This window comes from Sphingobium sp. KCTC 72723 (genome assembly GCF_014280435.1).
Lineage (GTDB): Bacteria > Pseudomonadota > Alphaproteobacteria > Sphingomonadales > Sphingomonadaceae > Sphingobium.
Map to the genome: position 1 here is coordinate 3,025,454 of NZ_CP060388.1, position 26,295 is coordinate 3,051,748.

The following is a 26,295-nucleotide window of genomic DNA, read 5'->3' on the forward strand; positions in this document are numbered from 1 at the left end:
TATATGAGCGACAAGATAGTGCTGGTGACGGGTGCGACGCGCGGACTGGGGCGTGGCATTGCGCGCGGTTTGGCATCGCGTGGCCATATGGTTGCGGTCACTGGACGCGATGGCGCGCAACTGTCTGATGTAGTGATGGAAATCGACCATGCCGGGGGCAGGGGCTTCGCATTGGAATGCGACCATGGCGATGACGATGCGGTGGCGGCGGCCTTCGCCATGCTGGCGGACAGGACGGGGGGCAGGCTGGACCTGCTGGTCAACAATGTTGCCGCCGTCCATGCGATGGAGCTGATCGCGCCGGGTGGTTTCTGGGAAAAATCGCTCAAGCTGGCCGATATGATAACTGTCGGCCTGCGGTCCGCCTATGTCGCGTCCTATCATGCCGCGCCGATGATGGTCGCGGCGGGACGCGGGCTGATCGCCAGCATATCCTTCTATGGCGCAGTCTCCTTTTTCCATGGTCCAGCCTATGGCGCGGCAAAGGCGGGGACGGACAAGATGACCGCCGACATGGCGGCAGACCTTGCGCCCCACGGCGTATCGGCGGTATCCTTATGGCCCGGTTTCATCCTGACCGATGCAGTGCGCGCCATGCCGCCCGAAATGCTGCCCGAAGAATTGCGCGCGATGCTGCCATCGTGGGAAACGCCGGAATTTTCGGGCCTCGTCCTCGATCGGTTGATGGAGGACGCCGATCTTGTCTCCATGTCCGGCAAAGCGCTGATCGGCGCTGAGTTGGGCGAGCGCTATGGCGTGCGGGACACGGACGGCAAGCAGCCTCTATCCTATCGTGCGACGATGGGCGCGCCGATCACATTTATGCCGGGCTGATATCAAGCGCGGGCCTGCATTGCGCCAAAGCAGGCCTGCAATTCCTCCGCAAACAGCGCAGGCTGTTCGAACGGGGCGAAATGGCCGCCGACGGGCAGTTCGTTCCAGTGGACCAGATCGGGATAGCTGCGTTCGGCCCAGCGGCGTGAGGGGCGGAAGATTTCCTGCGCGAAGATGCTGACGCCGACCGGGAGGTCGAGGCGCTGCGCTTTGAAAGCGTTGGCGCTTTCCCAGTAGAGCCGCCCCGATGATGCGGCGCTGTTGGTCAGCCAATAAAGGCTGATCATGTCCAGCATCGCGTCGCGGGACAGGGCGTCCTCGGCCATGCCGTCATTGTCGGTCCAGGCCTGGAATTTCTCGTAGATCCAGGCTGCCTGCCCGACCGGGGAATCGGCCAGCGCATAGCCGACCGTCTGCGGCCTTGTGCCTTGCAGCTTGGCATAGCCTGCATCATGGTCCTGATAATATTGCATCCGCTCGACCGTTTTGGCTTCTGCGGGGGTCAGGTCGGCAAAGTCGCCTTCTTCGGGAAAAACCAGCGGCATGTTGAGGTGGATGCCCGCCAGTTCCGGCGGCGCGGCCATGGCGATGGCGGTCGTGACCGCCGCGCCCCAGTCCCCGCCCTGCGCGAAGAAACGATCATAGCCCAGCCGCCTCATCAGCATGATCCACGCATCGGCGATCTTTTCGACGCCCCATCCGGTCGCGGTTGGCTTGTCGGAAAAACCATAGCCGGGCAGCGAGGGGATGACGAGGTGGAAGGCAGGCGCGTCCGGGGCAGGATCACTGAGCGGCCCGATGACCTTCATGAATTCCAGCACCGATCCGGGCCAGCCATGAGTCAGGATCAGCGGCACGGCATCGGGCCGTGGGCTGCGCACATGCAGGAAGTGGATGGATAGGCCGTCGATCTGCGTCGTGAACTGGGGCATGGCGTTGAGCGCCGCTTCGCACCGCCGCCAGTCATAGCCATCGGCCCAATAGGCGCAAAGATCGCGCATCGCGGCGATCGGCACGCCCTGACTCCAGTCCGCCACCGTTTCCGCCGCTGGCCAGCGGGTATTGCTGATCCGTTGGTGCAGATCGTCAAGCGCTGATTGCGGCACGGCCACGGTGAAGGGCTTGATGCTATCGGTCATAACGGCTTGCCCTTGTTTCAGAAACTGACGCCCAGGGCTTCGACCGTGCGCAGATCTTCACCAGCCACGAAGATACGCTCGACGATGTGCATCCCCTTCTGTCCCCACTCGTCCATATTCGCGATCCATGCCTGCATCGCATAGGGCGGCCAGCGGCGATAATATTCCCACAATGTCTCATCGTCCGGTACGCCCTGCGCTCCGGTTTCGACCAGGCAGCGACGATAATGGCGCAACAGGTCGCGTTCATTGGCGCGTCGCTCCTCGATCGTCAGTGCGCCCAGGATGAAATAGGTGAAGTCGCGGATCGGCCGCCCCTTGCGCACCAGTTGCCAGTCGAGCCAGACGCGCTCGCCATCGGGGCGCAGATAGCTGTTGCCCTGATGGCTGTCGCCATGGACCAGACACCATGGTCCCTGTTCCTTATGCTGCGCAAAGTCGATAAGCGCGTCGAATACGGTGTGCAGGCGCGACAGGTCGCCCTTGATCCAGCCGGGCAGAAATGCCTGATATTCCGGCTTTACGTGGTTTTTTTCGGCAAAGCTGTACATCATGTGCAGTTGCTGCGCGTCCACCGGCGTCACCATCGACACTGGCAGCCAGTCGGCCGCGTGCAGCACCGGGCTGTCCCAAAACGCGCCATGGATTTTCGCCAGGCTGGCGACGGCGCGCGCGGCTTCCTCCACGCCCATATGGTCGGTGCTGACGCCGAAATGGCCGCCCTCGATCGACAGATCTTCCATCACGACCAGTCCCTGCCCGCTATCCTCGCGCGGGTCCCACGCCTCGAAGAAGGAGCGGGGCGCGGGGAAGGCGACGAGACGGCGAAAATCTTCGTAGAAGCGGGCTTCCAGGCGGCAGATGCCCTGGCTTTCGAACTGCGCCCAATTGGCTTTCAGGCAGACATTTTCAGGGATGCCCGCCGCCTTGCCGACATCGTTGAGCGTCAGCTTGACCTGATATTTGGTCGTGTGGCTGTTGCGCAGGAAGACCTTCTCCATCCCCTCGACCACGATGCCGGGATAGCGCGACTGCATGATCTGCGTCAGCCAGTCGGCGGTCACATCCTCCAGCCGGGCGGGGATACCGACCGGATTTGCGAGACTTGTCATGGCATCCATCCCTTATTTCATTTTCTTGAGTTCGCGCAGCGCGCGGTTGGCCGCGATGCGGCCGGCAATGCCCGATACGCCGCCACCCGGATGCGCGCCTGCGCCGCCGATCAGGAATCCGGGGAAGGGCGGCTTGGGACCGCCAAAGCCCGTGGCGGGGCGATGCACGCCCGAACGCAGCGCGCCGAAATCGATATGAGTGACGCAGCCATTGGTGACGTTCAGCCGCTTTTCCCGTTCGCGCGCGGTTTCCACGAAGCGCCCGACTTCGGTGTCCAGCCCGTCATAATATTCGCCCAGATGGCTGATGACCGAGGACATGGTCTTGTCCTTGAGCGCGGGCGACCATCCGTCGCGCGCGTCCACCGCCATGGCGGGCAGATAGACATAGGCCAGCGATCCGCCCGGCGGTGCCTGCGTCGGGTCGCTGTTCGACAGTGGGCTGAGCGACATGGCGTGGCGATCGGGAATGTCGCCGCGCCGCGCGGTGGCGAAGGATTCGCGCACTTCTTCGGGCGTGCCGATCAGGCCGACCGCCTTGTTGAGGTCCGCATCGTCGTGGCGCAAATCCTGATGCTTTTTCAGGCGCAATGGTCCCGACATAGCGATATTGGCCAGGAACGGCGCAGCGTTGGATCGGTTGGACGGCGCATGTTCGATCCGCTGCATCAGCGCGCGATCGACCCCGCCCGGCGTCGTCAGGCGCATGGCGGTGCGCGGGTCGCAGGTGGCAATGACCATCTTCGCCCGGATCACCCGGCCATCCTCCAGCCGCACGCCCTTTGCCGCGCCATCGTCGACGATGATTTCCGCAACAGGGGCGTTAAGCTGGATCGTCGCGCCGGACGCTTCGATGCTGCGCGCCAGCGCGTCGGAAAAGGACTGGAGCGACCCGATCGGCTTGCCGGTGCCATATTTATGGGTGACGGCAAAAATCATATAGGCCGCCGCATTGCCATCATCGTCCACCGGCCCCGCACCCGCCGCGATGCCCAGCAGCAGGGCGATGGTCGCGGGATGTTCGAACCGTTCGCACGCGACCTGATCGGCGGTCGCTTTTGACATGGCGATCAGTTCGTCCTTCAACCGCACGTTGCGCACCGCGCTGCCGATCATTTTCGACAGATTCTTCATGTCCGGGCGGCCCGGTTCGGCCATCATCATCGGAAAGCCGATCTCCATCATGACGTTCAGCGTTTCCATGAACTTCAGATAGGCCTTGCCATCGTTGCGGTTGATCCGCGCTATGTCCTCAGCTGTGCGCTTGTAATCGTAGAATAAGGCGATCGAGCTGCCATCGGGGTGGAGATAGGCATAGGTCGGGTCGGGATCGACTGTCTTCAGCCCATATTTGGCCAGCTCGAAATCCTCGATAATGCCGGATTTGCGCGCGAACAGCAGCTCGACGGCGCAGGGCGTCACCAGATGGTCGGGCGCTTCGGGTATCATATAGCCCGAACTGGTCATCCCCCCGACCTTGGCCATGCGCTCGACGACAAGAACCTTCTTGCCCTCACGCGCCAGATAACCCGCGGCGGCCATGCCATTATGGCCAGCCCCAATGACGACGACGTCCACCTGATCGGTCATGCGACTATTCCTTTGTTCAGGCGGTGGCGGCGGCGGTGTAGGCCTTGCCCCATTCGGCGAGCGCGACCAGACGGGTCTTGCGATCGGCCTGGATCTGCGGAATCTTGTCTTCGTCGGGACCATCCGGTACGATCACCAACGGCTGCTTGCCCAGGCTGGCGAGCGCGAGCGCGCAGACTTGCGCGGGATCATAGGCGATGCTGTAATCCATCCCCAGCCCTTCGGTCGCGCGGCGCAGGGTGGGCGTGTCCATGATCGGCGCGGCGACGCCGACAATGTCGATATTCTGCCCGTCTAGTTCGGCCCAAAGCGATTCCACGAAGTTCAACTCGAACGCCTTGGTTGCCGAATACATGGTCAGCCATGGTTGCCCGCCCAGACCCGCGCCCGACGACATGATGACAAAGCCACCCTTGCCGCGTGCCAGGAACCGGTTGCCAAAGCCATGGACGGCCTCCAGCACATTGGCCGCGTTCATGGTCAACAGGCGCAGCGACCGTTCGACCGGCACGCCAAAGAAGCTGTTGCCCGCGCCATCTGCGCCCGCGTTGGAAATATAAAGGCCGATATCGAGATCGGCGGTCGCTTCGACCAGGCGCGATCCTGCGCCCGTTTCGGTCAGGTCGGCGGTCAGTGCGCGGAACGCGATGCCATGGTCTTTGGCGAGCTGCTGACCCAGCGCTTCGAGTGCGGGCAGGCGACGCGACACCAGGACCAGATTGATGCCCATGGCGGCAAGTTGCTGCGCGTAGCAGGCGCCCGTTCCTTCCGATGCACCGGCAATGATGGCCCATGGGCCATAGGCTGCGGCAAAGGCGGGAGCATCGAAAGCGGGCAGGTCGATTGTACGCATCGGATGAAAGTCCTCTCTTGGTGCCAGCCGTTCGCCGGCATTCTGATGGCTATGCGCGAACCGTATAAGGCAATTGTCTTCATGCTGCCTATCGAGAGGAAGGGGAGCGGCCATCCCTGCTGCACAACGCATCGACAATTGGTAATTGCATATAACGACATTATTGTCATTATATAGTCAGCAATGTCGTAAGGGTGCGAGTCATGGCAATGGAAATGCTGAAATCACGAACGCGGGTAGATCATGTCGCGGACCCGGTGGCCGTCGCAGCGTCGCTACGGCCGCTGCTGGAAAGCCATGCCGACGATTGCGAGCAGGAACGACGGATCGTCGCGCCGGTGATGGCGGCCCTGCACGAGTCCGGCCTGTTTCACATAACCGCGCCGTGTCGTGCAGGTGGGCCGGGCCATCGGCTGATCACGCATATCGAAACGGTGGCGGAACTGGCCAAGGGCTGCGTCGGCACTGCCTGGGCCTATGGCCTTTTGTCGGGAATTACCGGCACGGCATTGGCGCTGCCACCGTCGGTCGCTGACCTGCTTTTCCGTAGCGGGGAGGAACTGTTTTGCAGCGCATCCGCGTTGACGGGCAAGGCAGTGGTCGTGCCGGGTGGCTATCGGGTGTCGGGCCGCTGGGGCTACGGATCGGGATGCCTGCACGCCGACTGGGCGTTGAACGGCGTCATGGTCGACACGGCGCAGGGCAGCGAACCAGCGATGGCTTTTCTCGACCTGCGCGATGCGGCGTGCCGGATCGAGGATAACTGGCACATGGCAGGCATGGCGGGATCGGGCAGCAACATGATCGTGGCGGACGATCTGTTCGTGCCTGACGCGCTGATCCTGTGGACGGGCCGTGCGCCCTCAGCCGATATATTGCTGACGATGGTGGGGCTGGAACCGCGCGACCGCTGGCCGATGGAGCCGCTTTTCCCGCTGGGCGTATTGGCGCCGATGCTGGGCGCGGCGACCGCGCTGCTGGAGGGAGTGAGCAAAGCCATGGCCAAAAGGCCGGTGGTGGGATGGACCTATGCCAGCCAAGGCGAATCGGATGCGCTGGTCGGCCTGCTGGGGCGCGCCGCGATGGAGATTGATTCGGCCTGGCTGCATATCCGCCGTGCCGCTGCGATGCTGGACGACGTGGCGCAGCAACGGGCGCTGACCGGCTATGACAAGGCGCAGATTCAGGCCGATTGCGGCTATGCGATGGAATTGCTGCGCGCTGCGGGCAACCGTCTGATGGATGTGGCCGGACCCGGTGCCTTCGCACTGGCCAGTCCGCTGCAACGCATCTGGCGCGACCTGAATGTCGGCACGCGCCACAATGCGCTGAGCGCGCCCCTTTCGATCGAACTTTACGGCCGGGCGATTGCGGGCCTGCCGTCCAACATCCGCCTGTTGCCGGACATTGCGCCAGCGCCTCGCTGGGCAACATCATAACAAATGAGAGGAACGACAAATGCCGACACCCACGACGCAGGAGATAGCGACATTCCTGACGAATCAGGCGGTCATGTTCAGCGAAGGCCGGATCGACGATTTCATGGCTGCCTTCCGCGCCATCGCGCCCGGCGGGTTCAAGGTGCAGGATCCTGCGACTGCCCCGGTGGAGGAGGGGTGGGATAAGCTGGAGGCGTTGTGCCACCAATATCTCGGCTGGAAGCTGGTGGTCGAGGATGTGAAGGTCAGCGGCAACGAAGCGGTCATCTATGTCCGCAACGAAGGCGTGCATGAAGGGCATCCGGTCAAAGTCTATAGCATCGAACATTATGTGTTCGGGGAGGATGGCAGCCTGCTTGCGCGCTATTTCCATCCGATGCAGTAGCAGGACATGTCCGACACCGTTTCCGCCCCGCCCATGATCGACCCGCGCAGCCGGGCGGCGGCGCTGCGGCGGGAACGGATGCGCGACCGCCTGCTCGACACTGTGCTGGACCTTTACCAGCCGGGGCAGGCGAACGGGCATCTGGTCATCGACGATGTGATCCGCGCCGCTGATGTGTCGCGGGGCAGTTTCTACAAATATTTCGATTCGCTGGAAGCGGCCGTCGATGCGCTGGGCGAGCGGCTGACGGCGGGCATGATCGGCGATTATCGTCGGCTGTTCGATGACGATGACGCCCCGTTGCTGCGCGCGGTGGGCGGCGCGGCCATGACGATGTTGCGCGCCTGGCATGATCCGCGCTGGGGCGGCTTTACCTGTCGCGTCGATTATGTCGATTATTTCGAGCGCGCGAGCAGCTTCGACCTGATGGTCCGCGATGCGCTGGACGATGCCCGGCGTAAGGGGCAGATGGATTTTGTTTCCAGCGACATGGCCGTCGACCTGATCGTCGGCGTCACGATCGAAGCGCGGCGGCGGTTGATGCGCGGGGGCATAGCCCCGCGTTCCTATATGGACGAAATGCTCCTGCGGATTTTCAAGGCGCTGGATGCTCCCGCTGTCACGCTGGCTGCGGTGCTCGACACGGTGTGGCTACGTCTGGCGCGTGACGGGCCGGGCCTTGCCTGGTGGTCCGTGGAGCAGGGGGTTCCGGTCGGTTAAGAGGCTGTCCGTTGCGCTAAACGATCAGGAATCAAGCGGCGTCCAGCAAGGGGTGCCTGCTTTTTCCAGCGGCCCGCATTGTGCCACGCGGGTCGCGCCATTGTCCGCGATCAGGATCATCCAGTCGCCGGTGTCGCCGCATCCAATGGCCCAGACCGCGTTGGTGCCGATGTCGCCCCGAAACAGCGAACGCTTCGTACTTGTACAGACCTCACCCGCATCATGCATCAGCTTGGCGAAGGATTGCGTGCGTCCGGCCGCGTCCCTTTCCTCGATCGCATTGCTGTAGCGGTTTCGGCTGCTGCCAGTGCGATGCGCTTCGGCGATGGCGATGGATGCGCCCAACGTAGCGGCAATCACGCCGGTCGGGACCAGCGTCCATAACAATGCCCGGCGCAGGTCGCCGCCGCTATGGCCGCACGCGATGCAGCCAGTTCCAAAGCCGTCGATGGGCGCGCGACATTTCGGGCAGTTCATGACTGCGCACTAGCGCGCATCTCTCTCACCCTACCCTATCGCTCGACAGGAGCGGGTGCGGCGGGGCGCGATCATTCTATAGACTATGGAATTGCCCAGCCTCCCCCCGGCCATAGCGCCGACTTTCCCGCCATCGGGCGGGATGATGGGGGAACCGTTGCGTTCGCCCTCCACCCTACGCCAGGCGGTGGTCGATCGGCTGCGCGACGCGATCGTGTCCGGCACGATCGCGCCCGGCACCCTGCTGCGCGAAACCGCACTCGCCGCCAGCCTGAACGTCAGCGCCACGCCGATCCGTGAGGCGCTTGGCACGTTGGCGTCCGAAGGATTGGTGGAGATCGAGGCGCATAGGTTGAAGCGCGTCACCCCGATTGATTTTCCCGCGACCCGCGACCTGTTGCGCGTGCAATGGGAATTGTGGCGGCTGGGCTATGCTTGGGGGATGGGCCATATCGGCGCAGGGGAAACTGCGCTGCTCGATCAGGCGATCGCCCGCTATCGCATGGCGCTGGACGGGGAAGATTATGCCGGTGCGATCGCGGCGGGTCTGGATTTCCACACTATCTTCATCACCGCGTCGGCGAACCGCGAACTGCTGCGCTCGACTCTCGACCGGCGGGGTCTGATCGCGCGCTTCATTTTGCTGCATGGCCTTGCGACGCTGACGACGATCGGCCTGGAACAGCATCAGGCGATCCTGACCGCGTTCAAGGCCGGCGACCATCCCGGCGTGCTGGCCTGCCTCGATCGCATGGCCACGCGCCTGATCGCCATCGCGGACGCAGGCTGCCCGGCCGCATCCGACCATCCTTCCCAATAAGCAAAAGAGACACAGGACATGGATTTCGAACTGCCAGAGGAATATCGTTCCTTTCAGGACATGGTGCGGCGCTGGGTCGACAAGGAAGTGCCCAAGGAATGGGCGCGCGCGCTGGAAAAGGACGAACATAACTACCCCTTCGCCCTGTGGGATAAATTCACCGAGGCAGGCTTCCACGGCATCGGCATATCGGAGGAATATGACGGGCAGGGCGGCGATGTCGTCATGCAGATGCTGCTGGCGCGCGAACTCGCTCGGTCGCTGGGCGGCCTTGCCTGGATATGGGGCATCACCAGCTTTGCCGGGTCGAAATCGATCGGCCTTTATGGCTCGCCCGAACAAAAGGCGAAATATCTGCCGCTGATCGCCACCGGCCAGTTGAAGGCGGCGATCGCCTTTACCGAACCGGGCGGCGGCACCGACCTTTTGGGCGCAATGACCACAACCGCCGAACGGGTCGAGGGCGGCTGGAAACTGAATGGCGAGAAGATCTGGTCCTCCTCCGCCCATGTCGCCGACTATCTGCTGGTGATCGCGCGCAGCGACAAGGTTGCGGAGAAGAAGCATCAGGGGCTGACCCTGTTCTGGGTGCCGACCAAAACGGCGGGCGTGAAGATCACGCCGCTCGCCAAACTCGGTATGCGCTCGATGGGCAGTTGCTCGGTCCATTTCGAGGATGCCTTCGTCGCCGGCGAACAGGTGCTGGGGGAGCCGCACAAGGCCTGGTATATGTTGCTGCCCACGCTGAACAATGAGCGGATCATGGTCGGCGCTTTCTGCCTGGGTGTGATCGACGGGGTGCTGGAGGACGCGGTCGACTATATGAAGCAGCGCAAGGCGTTCGGCGGCATCATCGGCCGCTTCCAGAGCCTGCAACATTATGTCGCCGACATCGCGACCATGCAGAAAACCACCGAACTGATGCTGCATTTCTGCGCCGACAAGCAGGCGCGCGGCGAAAATGTCGGGGTGGAGGCCAATATGCTCAAACTCATGGCATCGGAAAATGCCAATGCGGCCGCCGACATGGGCATCCAGATATTGGGCGGCATGGGCTATTCGGCCGAAACCGACATGCAGCGTTACTGGCGCGACAGCCGCCTGTGGCGGATCGGCCCGATCACCAATGAAATGGTGCGCAACGGTATCGCCGAAAGCCTGGGGCTGCCGCGCTCATTCTGAAACCCGGCCCTTCTCAAAGACAGGTGAAATGGCGGGGCCGGCGTGCTGCCTCCCCGTCGATCAAGGAGACAGACGATCATGATGTTCCCGCCGCAACCCATTCCCGATCATGTACCGGCCGATCTGGTCAAGCCCGACTTCCCCTTCATCTTTGGCATGACGACGGATCGCGATCCGTTCGACGACATGGCGATGGCCGTACATGAAGGGCCGGATATCATTTATGCGCCCCACGCCTATCCGGGCGGAACAGCCGCCTGGGTGCCACGGAGGATGGCGCATATGCGCGCCATCTACCTGGATACGGAACATTTCTCCTCGACCGACTTTTCGCCCTTCTCCAAACTGGTCGGTGGCAGCTGGATCAATTCGCCTGCCGAGCTGGATCCGCCTGCGCATGGCCCGTTCCGCCAGATGGTCAACCCCGCCTTCACGCCCAAGGCGATGGCTGCGTTGGAGGGGAAGATCCGCCAATATGCGGTCGAATATATCGACGCCTTCGCCGCGCGCGGTTCGTGCGATTTCATGAGCGAGTTCGCGTTCGAATTTCCGATCAAGGTGTTTATGGACCTGATGGGCCTGCCGCATGATCGGGTGGCGGAATTTATGGAGTGGGAAATGAACCTGCTCCACAATCACGACCTGTCCAAAATCGCTGAAGCGACCCGCAACGTGCTGGATTATCTGGGTGGAGAGATTGACGATCGGCGCGCCAATCCGCGCGACGACCTCATCAGCTTTGGCGTTCATGGCAAAATCGGCGGTCGGCCACTGACGCAGGATGAATTGCTGGGCTTCATGTTCAACCTGTTCATTGGCGGGCTGGATACCGTCTCGACCAATATGGGGCTGCATTTCCGCCATCTGGGCAGCGCGATGGAAGATCAGGCGCATCTGCGCGCCAATCCGTCCGAAATCCCGCACGCAATCGACGAGTTGATGCGAGCCTATGGTGCGGTGACGACCTTCCGCACCTGCATCAAGGAAACCGAGGTGGGCGGCGTGCGCTTCATGCCGGGCGAAAAGGTCGCGATGTCGACCACGCTCGCCGGGCGCGATCCCGCCGAGTTCGACGAACCCACACAGGTGCGGCTGGACCGCAAGCCGCGCCATGTCGGCTTTGGCTTTGGCATCCATACCTGCGTCGGGATGCATCTGGCGCGGCGGGAATTGCGGATCGCGATGGAGGAATTTCTCGCCCGTATCCCGCAATTCCGCATTGCGCCGGGTCACACGGTCGAATGTCATTTGGGCATGATTCAGCCGGTGGCGCTGCCGCTGGTATGGACGCCCGCCGCTTGACCTTAGAGGGGGCGTTCGTCTCGCGACGGACGCCGCTACAGGTCCAGGCAGGCCGTATCAAAATCCAGGCGCGGGTTGCGCGGATGCAGCGCTTCGGGTCGGCCATAGCCGATATTGCACAGGAAATTGACCTTCCACCGGCCATCAGGGAAAAATTCGCTATCCATGCCGACGGCGTCGAAGCCCGACATCGGCCCGCAATCCAGCCCCAGCGCTCGCGCCGCCATGATGAGATAGGCACCCTGCAAAGTCGATGACCGCGCCACCGTTTCGGCGACCAGCGCATCCTTTCCCTCGAATACGCTCCGCATGTCCCGCGACGGGAACAGCGTGTCATATTCCTCGTAGAATCGCGTGTCCCCGGCGATGATGACGGTGCAGGGCGCCTGCGTCACCTTATCGACATTGCCCGCATTGATATGCGGCATCAGCCGCGCCTTCGCCTGCGCCGAACGGATGAAGACGAAGCGCGCCGGATTGCTGTTGGCGGTCGTCGGACCCCATTTGGCCAAATCATAGAGCGTGCGGACCATCGCGCCGGTGACGGGCTGGTCGGTCCATCCATTATGGGTGCGTGCCTGCCGGAACAGTCGATCCAACATGTCGGTCATGGCGTCCCCCAGCCCGGCGCTTCGCGGGCGAGAATATCGTCCGCCTCTCTACCAAGCGCCGCCCGGTCTGCTTGCTCCCACACTCGATGGTCACCGCGCGCATAGCCACGCCCATTGTCGCGATAAAGCAGTGCGTCGATTACATGGTCGCGCAACTTGTCGATCCGGCGCACGACCCGGCCGGGCGTCCCCATCACCAGCGAATGGGGCGGCACGATGCTGTCGGGGGGCAGGAAACTATGCCCGGCGATGATCGACCCCTGGCCGATAACGCACCGTTCCATGATCGTTGCGCCAACCCCGATCAGGCAGCCCGGCTCGATGATGCAGCCATGCACCACCGCGCGATGGCCGATGGTGCAATAATCGCCGATGACGGTCGGATCGTCCCAACCGATATGGACCATCGCATGATCCTGCACGCTGGCGCACCGACCCACCGAAACGAACGCCCGCTCGCACCGGATGACCGCATAGGGCCACAGGCTGCAATCTTCACCCAGCCGCACGTCGCCGAACAGGCGAACGGTCGGATCGACATAGGCCGGGGACATTGCGATCATCGCGTCGGTCGAACAGGGCCGCCCGCGCATCCGGGCAGGCGGCCTCTGGCGATCAATAGGCGCCGGGCGGCGAAATCGGGTCCGCCCCGGTCGTGGCACGGCCATAGATTTCATAGCCGATGGTCGGGATATTCTGAATATGCCGCGTCGCCATCGACACGTCGCGCCAATAGCGGTTGATCGGCTTGTCCAGCGCAAAGGCCGAAGACCCCGCCTGGAACATCAGCGATTCGCTCGCGCCATGGACCAGTTCGATCATCTGCGCGCCCGCGGCCCGATGCTTTGCCTTTTCCGCGATCGAAAATTCCTCGCCCAGGCCGATCCGGTCCAGCTTGGCAGTCAGGTCGAACAGGATCAGCTTGGCCGTGTCGATCATCGCGGCGGCTTCGCCCAGGTCGCGCATATAGGCGCCTGAACTGGTGCGCGTGCCGATGATGGTGGTCAGCACCGGTTTTTTGGGCGCTTCGGCGGTCACGATTTCCAGCATCGCCTCCACCGCACCGATCAATTGCGCAATGCCGGTAGTGCGGACTACCGGAACGGCGGGCAACAGGTCGGACGGAGCGCCGAAATGGCGCTTTGTGGTGTCGATCTGGCCCGATCGTTCGTTCATCAACGCCATTTGCGCGTCGGGAATGAACACATCCTTGGCAATCGCGGTGTCGGACCCGGTGCCTTGCATCCCCGACACGAACCATGTGTCCTCGATCGTCATGGCATCCATCGGCAGGTAGCACATGTTGATACCCGGAACGACGGGACCGTCATAATCCTCCAGCACAACGCCCTGCTGCGCCCAGTTCGACTGGCGCGACCCGGACATGTAGGGCCATTTGCCATTGATGATCCACCCGCCATCGACCTTACGCGCCTTGCCGGGCGGGTTGTAGGCACCGCACACCGTTTGCGGGCCGTCGGCGAACACCGCGTCCTGCACCCCGTCGGGGGCCAGGCTGGTAATCCAGCTGGTTCCGTTGATGATCTGCATGACCCAGCTGATCGCCGGATCGCCCTTCGCGATTTCGATCTGCACGCGGCAGAAATCGGTCGGCGACAGGCCAAAGCCGCCCAGGCGCTGCGGCACCAGCAGGCGCAGGAAACCCTCGTCCTTCAACATCTTGTCGACCGCCGGGGTCGGGCTGCGGCGTTTCTCGCCAGCAGGCGCTTCGCTCTGGAGGAAGCCACGCAGGCTGCGCGCCTTTTCGACCAGCGCATCGGCCACGCTCTTGTCGGCGAAGCCGACCTTCGTGCTGGATTCAAACTTTGCCAGGGTAGCCATCAGTTCATCCTCTCTTATGTTCGGCATGGTGACCGGCGATCTGCAACGCCCATTCGCACAATCGGTCGGGCGCACCGTTCCAGACGTCCAGCCATTGCGGCGTGGCCGGAATGATGAGTGTACTCAGTTGCAACCGCACCAGCGTGTCGCAGAAAATGTCGCGATCCAGGCGGCTGGCCGTCAGCGTTTCGAAATGGTCCAGCACGGGGTCGAGCGCTTGCTGCACGGCGGCCTTGTGGCGGCTGAAATGGCTGCGCAGGAAATTGAGGTGAAAGGCTGGTTCGACTTCGAATATGCCGTCGGGCGACCGTTCGATGGTGAAGCGACCATAGAAGCGCATCACTGCGCGGAACCGTTCGATCGGGTCGGTAATGCCTTGTCCCGCTTCCACGATCCCCTTTTCGAAACTGCTGCAAATATATTCGCTGACCGCCGCCAGCACATCCTCCTTGGAGGCGAAATAGCGGTAGAGCGTGCCGCGCGACACGCCGCTGCTTTCGCTGATGTCGCTCATCGACAGGCGGCGCGCACCGATGCTGCCAATCGCGCGCAAGGTGCCGTCCATGATTTTCTGGACGCTGCCTGATTGATCGGTGGCGACGATTTCGCTCCAGTCGGTGTGCGGCATCAGCTTCATGTCTGGGCTTCCATCTCGGCAAGATTATGCGGAACGCTCACATAGCCGGGCAAATGCTGTCCGCCATCCACATTGATCAGTTCGCCATTGACGAAACGCGACATGTCCGACGCCAGAAACAGCACGACCGGGCCGATATCCAGTTCCGGGTCGCCTGCACGCTTCAACGGATTGCTGGCGGTCGCCATGTCCAGAAAGCCCGGCACATCCTCCACCAGTTGCGCGAACACCTGGCCCATGCCGGTCGGCGCAATCGCGTTGGTGCGGATGTTGAAGCGACCCCATTCGACTGCCGCGCTGCGGGTCAGGCCCATGATCGCGCCCTTGTTCATATTATAATCGGCATGGAGCCACGCGCCGGTTTGCGCGTCGATCGAATAGAAATTGACGATCGACCCGCCGCCGCGCGCCTTCATATGGGGGAAGGCCGCGCGCATCGCCCACCAACTGCCCCAGGTGCCGATGTCCAGCGTGCGCTTGAGCATTTCATCGGTTTTCTGCTCCAGCAGGACGTTGGGCGACAGCAGCGATGCGTTGTTGACCAATATGTCGATGCCGCCAAATTCGGCGACCGCGCGGTCGATCATCGCTTCGACGTCCGCTTTCACCCCGACATCGGCGGCCATGCCCACGGCGCGCACGCCAAACTCCGCCGAAATCTCCGCCGCCACCTTCTCCGCCGCTGCGCCGTCGCGCCCGGTGATCAGGACATGCGCGCCCTCCCGCGCCAGACAGCGCGATATGCCATGGCCCAGCCCCTTGGCCCCGCCGGTGATGATCGCAACCTTATCCTGCACCAAAGCCGTCACGCTGCCACTCCTGCCAATTGTTCGCTCAGGGCGCGGTCCATATCCATACGCTCCTGGCAATATTCCTGTGTAAAGACATAGCCCCGGATGGCGCCATCGCCGTCGCGGAACAGATATTTCAGGCCCAGCGCGTCGCTTGCGGCTTCCTCCCACATACCCGCCACGCCCAGCGGCGCGGGTAGCAGGACGACCGGGCAGGCGGTGGTCTTGACCTGCACCGACAATGGCGGAAAGCGAATGTCCGTCGGGGTGCCAAGCGCACTGGGTGCAATCGCGCGCGCGGCGGCCATGATCGGCGTGACATAGGCAGCCACCCCACTGGGATATTCGGCGCAATCGCCGATCGCGAAAATGTCCGGGTCGCTGGTGCAGCCAGTCTGATCGACGGTGATCCCGCGTCCCACGTCCAGCCCGGCGTCCTGCGCGAGTTGCACATTGGGGCGCAGGCCAACGGCAGATAGCACCGCTGCCGCCTCGATCACCATGCCATCGTCCAGTTCGGCGCGGATGCCGCCATCTGCCTTGTGGATCGCCATCACCTTGCGGCCCAGATGCCACTCCACGCCCTTGGCCGACAGCGCATCGCGGATACTGGCACCCACAGCCGCCGGCACCAATTGCGCCAGCGGATGCCCCAGCATGTCGATCACCACCGGGCGATAGCCCGTCGCCGCGAGATCATTGGCAAATTCGGTGCCGACCAGCCCGCTGCCCATGATCAGCACGCGCGCGCCGTCGGACAATTTTTCGCGAAAATCGCGATAATGGTCGAGGCTGTTGACGGCCATCGCCCGGTGCGCCGCGTCGCCGTCGATCGGCGGCCGTATCGGGTCCGCGCCCAATGCCAGCACCAGCCGGTCATAGAAGATCGGCCCGCCGGTGGTCAGCACCGCCTTGTCCTGCCGGTCGATCGCCTCGACCACCCGCCCGGCGCGCAGGTCCAGCTTCAACTGCGTTGCCATTTTCTCCGCAGCCGTGGTGACCAGCGTATCGGCCACCTTGCCCTTGGCCAATGCGGTGGACAAAGCGGGCTTGGAATAGAAATGCCCGTCATCCTGCGTCACTAGCGTCAGCCGGGCGTCCGGCGCAAGTTTGCGCAATTCGCGCAGGACGCCATAGCCGGCCAGACCGCTGCCGATCACTACGATATGCGGGGGGCGCGTCATTGCCATCACCCCGTCAGAGGAAGATCGCGAAGTTGGACATGCCCAGCGTCGACTGGTCGACGATGATTTCGCGCACGGCCAGCTTGTAGGCGCCATCGACCAGCCGCCACACGTCCCGCCGCTCGGCCGTGATCGACTCGTTTTCCGGGTTATCGAACCGGCTGCGCTCGACGTACAGATAGCTGACCACTTCATATTCGCCCGCCGTCTCGCACTGTGCAATACGGACATTGGTGACGAAGCGGCGCGTGCGCGACGGTGGATCTTCCGCCCAGGCGCTTTTCGACAGGCGACCCGTGCGCATCAGGATAGACGCATGGTTTTCGTCGAAATGCTTCATCGTGCGCACGACGTCGCGGTCCTTGTTGGGACCGTTGCGGGTCAGGCGCAGCGGCGCGGTGTAGACCAGATCCTGCTCCAGATAGGCGACCCAGTCGTCGAACCGGCGTTCGTCCAATGCCGCCGCTTCGTCATACAGGGTTTCGAGCAGGCGGTTATAGACCTCCGACCCCAACGGCACGCGCTGGGTGGATACCAGCCCGCGCATGACGCTGGTCTTGTCGATCGCGGCGGTCGCGTAGTTCACGGTCATGTTGTGATCCTCTCTCTTCGCGTCGCTCAGGCTTCGGCCATCAGGTCATAATAGGCCGACCACCACGCCCATTGCGTGTCGTCCTTGGTAAAGCCGGGATAGAGATCACCCCCGCCGACCCAGCCTTCGGGCCGTTCATGACCATGCAGCGCCTGATATTTCAGCGTCATGGTCTTGCTCATATGCCCGCGCGAATTGCGCATGATCTGGGGCCAGGTGTCGGCGTCATCCTGCTCGATCGTGCCGGACGTGCCGGTGGACCAGATCGCGTTCTGGAGCATGTCGCGCTTCACATCTTCGGGCGCATCCTTTTCGGCGAAGATGAAGTTGATGAACTCCACCTTGTCCGGTCCCTTGGGGACATAAGTGTGCAGCGAGAGCGCGCCCGATGCGCCGCCATCCATGCGTGGCGCAAAGATGAAGGCGATCAGGATGTTGGGGAACATGCCGCCGACCTGCGGGGGGATGGTCGCCAATTGGTTGACCTGCGCTTCCGACAGATTCTTGAACAGCTGCGGGATCATGTCCTTGGTCACGCCCGGCGGGGTCAGCAGGTTCAGCCGTTCCTCGGTCGTCTTGCCTTCGAAGCTGATGTCGGCAAACATTTTGAACGTCTGCGCCGCTTCCAGGCAACGCAGCGTATGCCCCTGCGGGACCGAGATATCGACGCCATACATGCCCGGCGCGGTGTCGTAGATCGACTCGGCCGTGCCGCCCATGATGCCGCCTTCCATCAGCGAACGGTGCAGCGTCAGCGTGTGGAAACCGTCCGAACCGGACTGTTCGCCAGGGATCTTCCAGTTGCATGGCACGATGAAGCGCTGTGGGGGGCCGAGCATTTCCAGGCCATTGTCGGTGCGGCAGAATAGCTGGTCGAGATAGAATTTGGCGTCGCCCAGATAATCCTCGAACGACAGATCCTTGCTCCATGTCGCAAAGATCAGCCCGCCATAGAGATGCACCCGCGCCTTTTTCAGGCCCAGTTCGTCCTTGCTATGCTTGTTGCCGTGCATCTGCTCCTTTTCGATCGGCGCGCCGATGAAGCTGCCGTCGGAACGGAACGCCCAGCCATGATAGATGCACCGATGCGCGGCGGCGTTGCCCGCTTCGGCCGTGCAGACCTTCATCCCTCGATGCGGACAGACGTTGAGCATGACATGCACGTCGCCGTCGCGCGCCCGCGACACGATCACATTATCCTCGGCCATGTCGCGCATGACATAGTCGCCCGCCTTGGGAATTTCCGACTCATGGCCCAGCAACAGCCAGGTCCGCGCGAAGACGCGCTCCATTTCCAGTTCGTACAGTTCCTTGTCGTTCATCACGCGCAGCGACACTTCGTTCATGTCGCGGTTGATGAGGTCGTCGAGCGTGGTTCCGTCGCTCAGAGTCAACCCGGCCTTGTGCAGCATCTTCCTCTCCTTGGAAAATCCATCGTGAGTCGCGTTATACATATTGAACTAAATCTGTTCAAGCTGTAATGTTGGTTCATAAGGAGAGGATGATGAGCCAGAAGTTGAAGATCGTAATCGATAAGGCAGCCTGCTGCGGCTATGGCGTCTGTGCCGAAATATGCCCCGACGTGTACAAGCTGGATGCGAATGGCATTGTCTATGTCGATGACGCCATTGTGCCTGAAGGCATGGAAGACCTGGCCCGCGAAGGCGCGGAAGCCTGTCCTCAAGCGGCATTGGCAGTGGTCGACGCCTGATCGGCTGCTCCTTCTTTCCGGTGCGGAAAGACTCTGCCCCTTCCGCACCCAATGAACCTGTCCATGGGTAGGTCCGTTGACGCTCGCCCCTGTTGCACCAGCGCGGAACAAGCGATCGGTAAGGGAGAGTGAAATAATGGCTGGCGACAGGGATATGCTTTTCACGCCGTTCGAAGCGGCTGGCCTGCGCCTACGCAATCGCTTCGTCATGGCCCCCATGACCCGTAATTTCGCGCCCGATGGCATACCGTCCGATGGCGTCGCATCCTATTATGCGCGCCGCGCCGCCGCCGATGTCGGGTTGATCGTGACCGAAGGCATCGGTGTCGATCATCCCGCTGCGTTGGGGCGTGAATCGATGGGCGGGGGCGCTTCGCCAGTGCTGCATGGTGACGCCGCACTGGCGCGCTGGCGCGACATCGTCGCGGGCGTTCATGCCGCAGGCGGGATGATCGTGCCGCAACTCTGGCATCAGGGCGTCATCCGCGTGCCGGGTACCGGCTATCATCCGGACGCCCCCTCGGCCCGGCCATCGGGCATTTGGGGTCCGACCGACAAGGCGATGGTGCCGCCCGATTATCTCGACGCGGTGCGTGATCCTTCCACGCCGCTGACCGACAGCGAAATCGGCGACATCATCGCCGCCTTCGCCCGCAGCGCGGCCAACGCTCGCGCCGTCGGCTTCGATGGCATCGCGCTGCATGGCGCGCATGGCTATCTGATCGACAGCTTCCTGTGGCAGCACACGAACATGCGGGACGACCGCTGGGGCGGCGGCGCAGCGGCCCGCGCGCTTTTTGCTGCCGAAGTCGTCCGCGCCGTCCGGGCCGCGACGGCTCCCGATTTCCCGATCATCTTCCGCTTCTCGCAATGGAAATTGCAGGATTACGACGCCCGCAGCGCCCAGACGCCAGACGAGCTGGCCACCATGCTTGCGCCCATCGCGGACTCTGGTGTCGATGTCTTCGATGCCAGTACCCGCCTGTTTGCGACTCCCGCATTCGAAGGGTCCGGCATGGGCCTTGCCGGATGGATCAAGCGGCTGACCGGCAAGCCGGTGATCGCGGTCGGCGGCGTCGGCCTCAGCAAGGATCTGCAATCCTCCTTCGCCCAGCCCACGGTGATGACCGACAATCTGGCGCTGGTGGCGGACCGTATGGCGCAGGGCGAGTTCGACCTGATCGCCGTCGGTCGCGCGCTGTTGATGGATGCACAATGGGTCCGAAAAATGCGCGATGGGGGCGCTCTCGATCCGTTCCGGCTGGAGGCCTACGCCACGCTGGACTAATGCGAATCGGCGGCGGCATAGACCTGAATCCGCGCCATGTTGGTGCGGTCTGACTGCTCCGCCATATAGCGCACGGCATCGGCCACATCGCCCGGCTGCATCGCAGGAATGAAGCTGTCCCAGGCGGGCTGGCCGCGCGATTTCATATCGTCGAAAATCTCGGTGCTGGTCGTACCCGGCGCGACGATGCCCACCTTGACCCCGCTGCCCGCCAGTTCGACCCGCAGGCAATCGGTGAACGCCTCCAACGCGCGCTTCAGCCCCCCATAGACGCCCACGCCCGGCGCGATGATGTTCGCGCCGATGCTCGATATGTTGATGATCTGGCCGGTCCCCGCCGCCTTCATCGACCGCGCGAACAGCGTGCTGGTCCGCACCACCGCTTCATAATTCAGCGCGATCATCGGGCGTAACTGGTCCAGGTCGAACTGGTCGATCGGCGCGGCATGGAGGATGCCGGCATTATTGACCATGATGTCCGCCCGACCGAACCGGGCCATGACGGCATCATGCAGCCGTTGCGGGGCAAGCGGGTCGGCCATGTCGTCGGAGAAGGGCAGGGTGTCCCCGCCAAGTTCCGCCGCCAGCGTAGCCAGCCGATCGGCCCGACGCGCCACGATTACCAGCGTCGCCCCGGCCCCCGCTAGCGCACGGGCCGTCGCCGCGCCGATCCCCGACGACGCGCCGGTCACGATTGCGATTTTCCCTGCCAGCCTGCTCATAATGTTACTCCGCTTTGAGGATCAGACGAGACGTATCAGCCGCTTGCCATCATTTTCGCCGCGATAAAGCCCCGCCAGCGCGTCCGGGCAGGCCTCGATTCCGTCCAATATTTCCTCCCGCCAAGTCAGGCGGCCTTCGGCGATCCATGCGCGCAATTGCGCCACGGCATCGGCATAGCGGTCCATATGGTCGAAGATCACGAACCCCTCCATCCGGGCGCGCTTGACCAGCAGATGGCGCTCGACACGCGGTCCCTGCGGCCAGGGCATCCAACAGTCGATCGATGCCGTGCCGCACACGACGACGCGCCCCCGCATGGCCAGATGGGGCAGCACCGCATCGCTGATACGCCCCGCCACATTGTCGAAATAAATGTCGATCCCGTGAGGCGCGATCCGCGCCACCGCCGCGCCGACATCTTCCCCGCGATAGTCGATCGCACTGTCATAGCCGAATGTTTCGACGCACCGGCGCACCTTGTCCGGGCCACCGGCAATGCCGATCGTGTGGCATCCCAGAATGCGCGCAATCTGTCCGACTGCCGATCCCACGGATCCGGCGGCGGTGGATACCAACACCGTCTCGCCCGCGCGCGGCTGGCCGATCGACGTCAGCGCCAGATAGGCGGTAACCCCGTTGATCCCCAATATGCCCAGCGATGCGCGCATCTCCGCCGCGCTGGTTCGCTGCACCACCTGGTCGGTCGAGACGCAGGCATAGTCCTGCCACCCGAACCATCCCGTCACATCGTCGCCAATCTGATAGGCATCGTCGCCTGACGACACCACCTGTCCAGCGGCCAGCGCCCGCATGACCGATCCGATCGCGACGGGCGCGGCATAATTGTCGCTGTCCGCGATCCAGCCGCGCATCGCCGGTTCGACCGACAGATAATGATTGCGAACGAGTATTTCGCCGGGACCGGGCTGCGCAATGGCTGCTTGCCGGACAGCAAAATGCTCCGCCTGCGCGATGCCGCTCGGTCGTGCGGTCAGTATGACCTGCCGGTTCGTTTCATCCATCCAGCCCAGCCTTCACCATCGTGAATTTTCGCCGCGATATGCGCCACCCGTCCGCCGTGCGGATCAGGCAATCGTCATAATAGCCAGTGGCGCGGTGTGTGACACCCTGAACCTGATCGGTCAGCATGGCGTCGACATAGCTGCGCGCGACGATTTCATCATTGCGATTTTCCACGACGATATTGGTGATCCGGTGGAGCGTTTCGCCCATATGGCGGTGCGCGCGTTCCATATATTCGGTGATATCGCGCTGCCCGCGCCAATGGCCAAAACTGCCATAGTCGGCCTCGCAATCCTGCGCGAAGCAGGTGCGGAACAATGGCCAGTCGCGCGTGTCGATCCCCGTCGCATAGCGCAGCAGCAGATGATGGATCGCGCGCTCATCCTCTGCGCCAAGCGGCGCTCTGCGCGTCAGGCTGCCATGTGCCGCCATATTCGTCCTCCCTCATGTCCTGATGGAGCATAAGCAAGGAAGCGCCGATCTTGCCCGTCGAAGGATAGGATCGGCGCATATCCGGTCATTTCTTCGGCAGGGCATAAGCGATCAGCTGGTCGCTCGACCCGGACAGCATCGCGCCATGTCCGCCCGCTGCAATCACCACGAACTGGCGACCGCTGGCATTGGACCAGTAACTGCTGGGCGACGCATTGCCGCCGGCGGGCAGGCGCGCTTTCCACAACAGGCGGCCGGTCGCCGTGTCATAGGCGCGAAACGCATGTTCCTGGGTCGCGCCGATGAACGTCAGGCCGCTGGCAGTTGCCACCGATCCGCCGATATTGGGGACACCCATCGGGATCGGCACGAAGGTCGGGAGGGCCAGCGGCCCACTGTCGCGCGACGTGCCGAAAATGCGGCTCCACACCATCTTCCCGGTTTTCAGGTCGACGGCGTTGATCCGGCCATAGGGTGGCTGCTGGCAGGGAATGGCGAGCGGCGACAGAAATGGCGCGATTTGCGCGGCATAAGGCACGCCCTGTTGCGCCGCCGGGCCACCGACATCACCCATATGGACAGCGTTCATCGGCTTGATGCCGCGCCGGTCGGCTTCGGCGCGCGGGATCAGGCGGTTATAATTGCCGACCTGGTTGTTGTTAACGATCATCAACCCGCGCTTTGGATCGACCGATACCCCGCCCCAGTCGATCCCGCCCAGATAGCCGGGCCAGGTGATCGTGGGATGCTCCGTCGACAGCGGCGTCATGTCACCGTCGAACCGCGCCTGCCTGAAGCGAACACGACACACTGCCTGATCGATCGGAGTCAGCCCCCACATCCCTTTTTCCGTGGGGCGCGGCCCGCCAAAGCTGGGCATGGCCGCCGAATAGGGCTGGGTTCTGGCGAGCCGCTCGCCCGCTACTGCGCCCTGCGGCACGGGGCGTTCCTCGACCGGAAAAATCGGCTTGCCGGTCGCGCGGTCGAGAAAGAAGATTTCGCCGCGCTTGGTCGGCTGGAGCAGGCCGCGCACGCCACCGGGCAGATCGACCAGCGTGGGTTGGGCCGGAACGTCATAATCCCACAGGTCATGATGGGTGGTCTGGAACGACCATCGCACCGCCCCGGTCGCTGCGTCTAGCGCAATGACCGAACTGGCATAACGGTCGTCATTGGCGGTGCGATGACCGCCGAAATAATCGGGGGTCGCGTTGCCGGTAGGCGCGTAGACCAGACCCAGTGCCTCGTCCGAACTCATCGGCGCCCAACTATTGGGGGTGCCGGGAGTGAAGGTTGCGCCCGGTGAAGGCAGTTCATGATCGTCCGGGCGGCCAATATCGAATGCCCAGGCAAAATCGCCGGTCACGGCATCGAACGCGCGAATGACGCCGGACGGCTCGCGAGTTTTCTGCCCGTCCGTCACCCAACCGCCCAGGACCAGCCGCCCGCGCATCAGCGCAGGGGGCGACGTCACGAAATAATAGCCCTTGTCGACATTGCCCAGACCAGCCTTCAGGTCGACCTGACCCTTGCGTCCGAAACCGGGGCATGGCCGCCCCGTCGCTGCGTCGAGCGCGATCAGCCGCGCGTCGAGCGTGGCAGTGTAAATGCGTTCCGCGCAGGCTCCGGCGGCTTGCGGCACGCGATAATATGTCACGCCGCGACAGACCAGACCATAGACGCCTTTCAGGTCGGTCCTGGGATTATGCCGCCACAGTTGGCGTCCTGTCTCCGGGTCCAGCGCGATGACATCATTATTGCCCGCGCACAGGAACAGCCGATTGCCGACCTTGAGAGGGTTGACCTGAAAAGCGGTGCCTTGTTTGCCGTCGCCCAGCTTGCCGGTCCGATAGGTCCATGCAGGCGCAAGATTGCCGACATTGGCCGGGCTGATCTGCGCCAGTGGCGAAAAGCGCGACCCGCCCCGGTCATTGCCATAGGCGATCCAGTCGCCATCTGTCGCCCGCGCCGGGGCCGGACCCCATATGTCGCTGGTGGCCGCAGGGGTGCGATCGGTCCAGAACGCCAGTCCTACGCTGCCCGCCAGCGCGAGCGCAAGGCCAGGCCACAACAGGCGCGCGCCCGGCAATGCGGCCATCTTCCCGACATGCTGGCGATAATAGGGGGTCAGCATGTACAGGCCCATGCACATCGGCATGGCCAGACGCGGTGCCAGCGCCCATCCGTCCAGCCCGACTTCCCATATGGCCCAGCCCAGATTGGCGGCAAGGAAGGTCCAGTAAAGCGTGACAGAAGCGGCAATCCTTCGCCAGCCCAGGATCGCAACCACCACCATGACCAGACCCGACACCAGATACCAGGGCGACCCGCCCAGCAGCAGCAGTCGTCCGCCGAGCCAGACCAGCGCAGCGCCCGTCATGGCCAGAATGAACAAGAAGGCGATAGTGAGGAAGCGTTGCATCATGGCACCCCGGTGCAGCAGAATATGGTCGAACGACGTCATCAGGCGGGCAATTGCGCCTCCAGCCATTCCGGCACGTTCATTCGGTAGCATTTCTGCTCGTAAAGGCGGCTGATCCGCCATCCATCGGCCGTGCGGACATAATCATGGATGTACCACAGGCCAAAGACCAGCGTATCGGCGGCCGTGCCATCGCTGACCGTCATCGGATTGGTGCAGACGGTCTTGGTCTGCGCCCGGTCGCCATCGATATCGTAGCGAGTCGTCGACACCGCGTGCTGAAATGCCAGAATCGGCGTCAGGCTCGCCGAAAGAAAGGCTTTTATTTCGGTCAGGCTGCCGACCACGCCGACCATTTCGGAATAGTCGATCACTGCGTCTGCAGTAAAAAACTGGTCCATTGCGTCCCAGTCACGGCTGTCGACGGCATAGCAATATCCCACGATCAGATCCTGTATTTCGAACCGATCCGACATTTCCTGCACGGTCAGGGTCATAGCCTCTCCTCCATTCTATAGAATCATGGATCGCACAGGATGGTTGGCCCACCGCCTTTCGTTGGGTAGGTGTCGAAGCTGTCCTGGCAGGGGATGAGGCGTTACCGCAGGCAATTGTCAGCGGGCCAATTTGCATCAAGCGTTTATCTAGGAGAGTATAGATGGGTCTCGCCCCGTTCACCGAAGCCGATTTCGTCCTGTCCGCAGAGACGCGGGCTGAAATCACCGCCGGGCTGACCGATAGTCAGACATATATGGTCAATCACTGGATGGACCTGCACGAAGTCATCAATCGCGGTGACTGGGATGGCATGGATGCCTTCTTCAACACCGAAACCATGACCTACGACAATCCCAACCGGCCGGATCTGGGTACCTATCATGTCTGGAAAACCTCGCCGCAGGGTCTGTACACCACTTTCCCGCCCAGCATCTATCGCACGCTCAAGGCATGGGGCCGGGGCGACGATGAAATCTGCGTGCTGTGCCATCACCATGGCAAGCATACCGGCGGTCCTTATATGGGCGTTCAGCCGACCGGCAACGAACTCAACGTGCTGTGGTTCTCTTGGCTGCGTTTCCGCGACGGCAAGATCGACCATATCTATTCGATCTCGGACGTGCTGACCATGCTCAAGGATCTGGAAGTCATCAAGGTGCCGCAGCCGGTCGACCCCTACAAATAAGAC

General features: G+C 62.8%; 28 protein-coding genes. 10 read left to right on the top strand and 18 right to left on the bottom strand.

Annotated features, from left to right (window positions below):
• Positions 1-3: 3 nt before the first annotated feature.
• Positions 4-834, top strand: a complete 831-nt coding sequence (locus SPBM01_RS14860; protein WP_188062405.1) for an SDR family NAD(P)-dependent oxidoreductase — start codon at positions 4-6, stop codon at positions 832-834.
• A gap of 2 nt (positions 835-836) precedes the next feature.
• Here SPBM01_RS14860 and SPBM01_RS14865 read toward each other — a convergent pair whose 3' ends face one another.
• Genes SPBM01_RS14865 through SPBM01_RS14880 form a run of 4 tightly spaced genes read right to left on the bottom strand, consistent with a single transcriptional unit; the run spans position 837 to position 5,528 of the window.
• On the bottom strand, positions 837-1,973 hold the full coding sequence (locus SPBM01_RS14865; protein WP_188062406.1) for an epoxide hydrolase family protein: 1,137 nt from the start codon (positions 1,971-1,973) through the stop codon (positions 837-839).
• 17 nt (positions 1,974-1,990) lie between these two features.
• Positions 1,991-3,085 carry a phosphotransferase gene (locus SPBM01_RS14870; RefSeq protein WP_188062407.1) on the bottom strand — a complete coding sequence of 365 codons (1,095 nt, stop codon included), beginning with the start codon at positions 3,083-3,085 and terminating at the stop codon, positions 1,991-1,993.
• Between the two features lie 12 nt (positions 3,086-3,097).
• Positions 3,098-4,675: a phytoene desaturase family protein gene (locus SPBM01_RS14875; RefSeq protein WP_188062408.1), complete on the bottom strand. Its 1,578-nt coding sequence runs from the start codon at positions 4,673-4,675 to the stop codon at positions 3,098-3,100.
• 16 nt (positions 4,676-4,691) lie between these two features.
• Positions 4,692-5,528 carry an SDR family NAD(P)-dependent oxidoreductase gene (locus SPBM01_RS14880; RefSeq protein WP_188062409.1) on the bottom strand — a complete coding sequence of 279 codons (837 nt, stop codon included), beginning with the start codon at positions 5,526-5,528 and terminating at the stop codon, positions 4,692-4,694.
• A gap of 203 nt (positions 5,529-5,731) precedes the next feature.
• Here SPBM01_RS14880 and SPBM01_RS14885 point away from each other — a divergent pair, with 203 nt between their 5' ends.
• From SPBM01_RS14885 to SPBM01_RS14895, 3 genes are read left to right on the top strand one after another with little or no spacing between them, the layout of a single operon-like run.
• Complete coding sequence (locus SPBM01_RS14885) at positions 5,732-6,967, top strand: acyl-CoA dehydrogenase family protein (protein ID WP_188062410.1); 1,236 nt, start codon at positions 5,732-5,734, stop codon at positions 6,965-6,967.
• Between the two features lie 19 nt (positions 6,968-6,986).
• Complete coding sequence (locus tag SPBM01_RS14890; RefSeq protein WP_188062411.1) at positions 6,987-7,352, top strand: hypothetical protein; 366 nt, start codon at positions 6,987-6,989, stop codon at positions 7,350-7,352.
• A gap of 6 nt (positions 7,353-7,358) precedes the next feature.
• Positions 7,359-8,072 (top strand): TetR/AcrR family transcriptional regulator, encoded by a 714-nt coding sequence (locus SPBM01_RS14895; protein ID WP_262504188.1) that lies wholly within the window; start codon positions 7,359-7,361, stop codon positions 8,070-8,072.
• A gap of 24 nt (positions 8,073-8,096) precedes the next feature.
• Here SPBM01_RS14895 and SPBM01_RS14900 read toward each other — a convergent pair whose 3' ends face one another.
• Positions 8,097-8,549: a hypothetical protein gene (locus SPBM01_RS14900; RefSeq protein ID WP_262504189.1), complete on the bottom strand. Its 453-nt coding sequence runs from the start codon at positions 8,547-8,549 to the stop codon at positions 8,097-8,099.
• A gap of 91 nt (positions 8,550-8,640) precedes the next feature.
• Between SPBM01_RS14900 and SPBM01_RS14905 the strand changes: the two genes are divergently transcribed.
• The 3 genes from SPBM01_RS14905 to SPBM01_RS14915 all read left to right on the top strand — a co-directional run bounded on the left by SPBM01_RS14905 (position 8,641) and on the right by SPBM01_RS14915 (position 11,853).
• Positions 8,641-9,369 (top strand): GntR family transcriptional regulator, encoded by a 729-nt coding sequence (locus tag SPBM01_RS14905; RefSeq protein ID WP_262504190.1) that lies wholly within the window; start codon positions 8,641-8,643, stop codon positions 9,367-9,369.
• Between the two features lie 18 nt (positions 9,370-9,387).
• A complete protein-coding gene (locus tag SPBM01_RS14910) occupies positions 9,388-10,551 on the top strand; it encodes an acyl-CoA dehydrogenase family protein (protein ID WP_188062413.1) in 1,164 nt (387 codons plus the stop codon).
• A gap of 78 nt (positions 10,552-10,629) precedes the next feature.
• Entirely contained in the window at positions 10,630-11,853 is a 1,224-nt protein-coding gene (locus tag SPBM01_RS14915; RefSeq protein WP_188062414.1) for a cytochrome P450, read from the top strand.
• Positions 11,854-11,888: 35 nt separating this feature from the next.
• On the opposite strand, the gene SPBM01_RS14920 is transcribed toward SPBM01_RS14915, so the two are convergent.
• The 8 genes from SPBM01_RS14920 to SPBM01_RS14955 are packed head-to-tail and all read right to left on the bottom strand — an operon-like array spanning position 11,889 to position 18,922.
• Complete coding sequence (locus tag SPBM01_RS14920) at positions 11,889-12,455, bottom strand: malonic semialdehyde reductase (RefSeq protein ID WP_188065738.1); 567 nt, start codon at positions 12,453-12,455, stop codon at positions 11,889-11,891.
• Between the two features lie 5 nt (positions 12,456-12,460).
• A complete protein-coding gene (locus tag SPBM01_RS14925) occupies positions 12,461-13,057 on the bottom strand; it encodes a gamma carbonic anhydrase family protein (protein WP_262504191.1) in 597 nt (198 codons plus the stop codon).
• A gap of 22 nt (positions 13,058-13,079) precedes the next feature.
• On the bottom strand, positions 13,080-14,306 hold the full coding sequence (locus SPBM01_RS14930) for an acyl-CoA dehydrogenase family protein (protein ID WP_262504192.1): 1,227 nt from the start codon (positions 14,304-14,306) through the stop codon (positions 13,080-13,082).
• Positions 14,307-14,310: 4 nt separating this feature from the next.
• The gene (locus SPBM01_RS14935) at positions 14,311-14,943 is read right to left on the bottom strand and encodes a TetR/AcrR family transcriptional regulator (protein ID WP_188062415.1); all 633 of its coding nucleotides are present in this window, start codon (positions 14,941-14,943) and stop codon (positions 14,311-14,313) included.
• On the bottom strand, positions 14,940-15,752 hold the full coding sequence (locus SPBM01_RS14940) for an SDR family NAD(P)-dependent oxidoreductase (protein ID WP_188062416.1): 813 nt from the start codon (positions 15,750-15,752) through the stop codon (positions 14,940-14,942). Before SPBM01_RS14940 ends, SPBM01_RS14935 begins: the two co-directional genes overlap by 4 nt.
• Positions 15,749-16,918, bottom strand: a complete 1,170-nt coding sequence (locus SPBM01_RS14945) for an FAD-dependent oxidoreductase (protein WP_188062417.1) — start codon at positions 16,916-16,918, stop codon at positions 15,749-15,751. The genes SPBM01_RS14940 and SPBM01_RS14945 overlap by 4 nt, the downstream gene beginning before the upstream one ends.
• A 13-nt stretch (positions 16,919-16,931) precedes the next feature.
• The gene (locus SPBM01_RS14950; protein WP_188062418.1) at positions 16,932-17,510 is read right to left on the bottom strand and encodes a 3-phenylpropionate/cinnamic acid dioxygenase subunit beta; all 579 of its coding nucleotides are present in this window, start codon (positions 17,508-17,510) and stop codon (positions 16,932-16,934) included.
• Positions 17,511-17,536: 26 nt separating this feature from the next.
• The gene (locus SPBM01_RS14955; RefSeq protein WP_188062419.1) at positions 17,537-18,922 is read right to left on the bottom strand and encodes an aromatic ring-hydroxylating dioxygenase subunit alpha; all 1,386 of its coding nucleotides are present in this window, start codon (positions 18,920-18,922) and stop codon (positions 17,537-17,539) included.
• Positions 18,923-19,011: 89 nt separating this feature from the next.
• Between SPBM01_RS14955 and SPBM01_RS14960 the strand changes: the two genes are divergently transcribed.
• On the top strand, positions 19,012-19,221 hold the full coding sequence (locus SPBM01_RS14960) for a ferredoxin (RefSeq protein WP_244884464.1): 210 nt from the start codon (positions 19,012-19,014) through the stop codon (positions 19,219-19,221).
• Positions 19,222-19,357: 136 nt separating this feature from the next.
• The gene (locus SPBM01_RS14965; RefSeq protein WP_188062420.1) at positions 19,358-20,509 is read left to right on the top strand and encodes a 12-oxophytodienoate reductase; all 1,152 of its coding nucleotides are present in this window, start codon (positions 19,358-19,360) and stop codon (positions 20,507-20,509) included.
• Here the strand turns inward: SPBM01_RS14965 and SPBM01_RS14970 are convergent.
• The 5 genes from SPBM01_RS14970 to SPBM01_RS14990 form a co-directional block, all read right to left on the bottom strand.
• Positions 20,506-21,231 (bottom strand): SDR family oxidoreductase, encoded by a 726-nt coding sequence (locus SPBM01_RS14970; protein WP_188062421.1) that lies wholly within the window; start codon positions 21,229-21,231, stop codon positions 20,506-20,508. The genes SPBM01_RS14965 and SPBM01_RS14970 overlap by 4 nt on opposite strands.
• A gap of 21 nt (positions 21,232-21,252) precedes the next feature.
• A complete protein-coding gene (locus SPBM01_RS14975) occupies positions 21,253-22,254 on the bottom strand; it encodes an NADP-dependent oxidoreductase (protein WP_188062422.1) in 1,002 nt (333 codons plus the stop codon).
• Positions 22,247-22,687, bottom strand: a complete 441-nt coding sequence (locus SPBM01_RS14980) for a nuclear transport factor 2 family protein (protein ID WP_188062423.1) — start codon at positions 22,685-22,687, stop codon at positions 22,247-22,249. The genes SPBM01_RS14975 and SPBM01_RS14980 overlap by 8 nt, the downstream gene beginning before the upstream one ends.
• Positions 22,688-22,772: 85 nt before the next feature.
• Complete coding sequence (locus SPBM01_RS14985; RefSeq protein ID WP_188065741.1) at positions 22,773-25,109, bottom strand: membrane-bound PQQ-dependent dehydrogenase, glucose/quinate/shikimate family; 2,337 nt, start codon at positions 25,107-25,109, stop codon at positions 22,773-22,775.
• 41 nt (positions 25,110-25,150) lie between these two features.
• Complete coding sequence (locus tag SPBM01_RS14990; RefSeq protein ID WP_188062424.1) at positions 25,151-25,606, bottom strand: nuclear transport factor 2 family protein; 456 nt, start codon at positions 25,604-25,606, stop codon at positions 25,151-25,153.
• Between the two features lie 161 nt (positions 25,607-25,767).
• On the opposite strand from SPBM01_RS14990, the gene SPBM01_RS14995 reads away from it, so the two are divergent.
• A complete protein-coding gene (locus SPBM01_RS14995; protein ID WP_188062425.1) occupies positions 25,768-26,292 on the top strand; it encodes an ester cyclase in 525 nt (174 codons plus the stop codon).
• Positions 26,293-26,295: the final 3 nt, after the last annotated feature.

Bases quoted from the DNA above. Each gene is read 5' to 3' on its own strand.
- SPBM01_RS14875 (WP_188062408.1), bottom strand. From the start codon at position 4,675: ATGACCGATCAGGTGGACGTCGTCGTCATTGGGGCTGGCCATAATGGC.
- SPBM01_RS14970 (WP_188062421.1), bottom strand. From the start codon at position 21,231: ATGAGCAGGCTGGCAGGGAAAATCGCAATCGTGACCGGCGCGTCGTCG.
- SPBM01_RS14995 (WP_188062425.1), top strand. From the start codon at position 25,768: ATGGGTCTCGCCCCGTTCACCGAAGCCGATTTCGTCCTGTCCGCAGAG.
- SPBM01_RS14860 (WP_188062405.1), top strand. From the start codon at position 4: ATGAGCGACAAGATAGTGCTGGTGACGGGTGCGACGCGCGGACTGGGG.
- SPBM01_RS14980 (WP_188062423.1), bottom strand. From the start codon at position 22,687: ATGGCGGCACATGGCAGCCTGACGCGCAGAGCGCCGCTTGGCGCAGAG.
- SPBM01_RS14885 (WP_188062410.1), top strand. From the start codon at position 5,732: ATGGCAATGGAAATGCTGAAATCACGAACGCGGGTAGATCATGTCGCG.
- SPBM01_RS14915 (WP_188062414.1), top strand. From the start codon at position 10,630: ATGATGTTCCCGCCGCAACCCATTCCCGATCATGTACCGGCCGATCTG.
- SPBM01_RS14900 (WP_262504189.1), bottom strand. From the start codon at position 8,549: ATGAACTGCCCGAAATGTCGCGCGCCCATCGACGGCTTTGGAACTGGC.
- SPBM01_RS14870 (WP_188062407.1), bottom strand. From the start codon at position 3,085: ATGACAAGTCTCGCAAATCCGGTCGGTATCCCCGCCCGGCTGGAGGAT.
- SPBM01_RS14890 (WP_188062411.1), top strand. From the start codon at position 6,987: ATGCCGACACCCACGACGCAGGAGATAGCGACATTCCTGACGAATCAG.
- SPBM01_RS14965 (WP_188062420.1), top strand. From the start codon at position 19,358: ATGGCTGGCGACAGGGATATGCTTTTCACGCCGTTCGAAGCGGCTGGC.
- SPBM01_RS14910 (WP_188062413.1), top strand. From the start codon at position 9,388: ATGGATTTCGAACTGCCAGAGGAATATCGTTCCTTTCAGGACATGGTG.
- SPBM01_RS14975 (WP_188062422.1), bottom strand. From the start codon at position 22,254: ATGGATGAAACGAACCGGCAGGTCATACTGACCGCACGACCGAGCGGC.
- SPBM01_RS14880 (WP_188062409.1), bottom strand. From the start codon at position 5,528: ATGCGTACAATCGACCTGCCCGCTTTCGATGCTCCCGCCTTTGCCGCA.
- SPBM01_RS14960 (WP_244884464.1), top strand. From the start codon at position 19,012: ATGATGAGCCAGAAGTTGAAGATCGTAATCGATAAGGCAGCCTGCTGC.
- SPBM01_RS14955 (WP_188062419.1), bottom strand. From the start codon at position 18,922: ATGCTGCACAAGGCCGGGTTGACTCTGAGCGACGGAACCACGCTCGAC.
- SPBM01_RS14925 (WP_262504191.1), bottom strand. From the start codon at position 13,057: ATGCGCGGGCGGCCCTGTTCGACCGACGCGATGATCGCAATGTCCCCG.
- SPBM01_RS14920 (WP_188065738.1), bottom strand. From the start codon at position 12,455: ATGTTGGATCGACTGTTCCGGCAGGCACGCACCCATAATGGATGGACC.
- SPBM01_RS14990 (WP_188062424.1), bottom strand. From the start codon at position 25,606: ATGACCCTGACCGTGCAGGAAATGTCGGATCGGTTCGAAATACAGGAT.
- SPBM01_RS14930 (WP_262504192.1), bottom strand. From the start codon at position 14,306: ATGGCTACCCTGGCAAAGTTTGAATCCAGCACGAAGGTCGGCTTCGCC.
- SPBM01_RS14985 (WP_188065741.1), bottom strand. From the start codon at position 25,109: ATGCAACGCTTCCTCACTATCGCCTTCTTGTTCATTCTGGCCATGACG.
- SPBM01_RS14935 (WP_188062415.1), bottom strand. From the start codon at position 14,943: ATGAAGCTGATGCCGCACACCGACTGGAGCGAAATCGTCGCCACCGAT.
- SPBM01_RS14945 (WP_188062417.1), bottom strand. From the start codon at position 16,918: ATGACGCGCCCCCCGCATATCGTAGTGATCGGCAGCGGTCTGGCCGGC.
- SPBM01_RS14865 (WP_188062406.1), bottom strand. From the start codon at position 1,973: ATGACCGATAGCATCAAGCCCTTCACCGTGGCCGTGCCGCAATCAGCG.
- SPBM01_RS14895 (WP_262504188.1), top strand. From the start codon at position 7,359: ATGTCCGACACCGTTTCCGCCCCGCCCATGATCGACCCGCGCAGCCGG.
- SPBM01_RS14950 (WP_188062418.1), bottom strand. From the start codon at position 17,510: ATGACCGTGAACTACGCGACCGCCGCGATCGACAAGACCAGCGTCATG.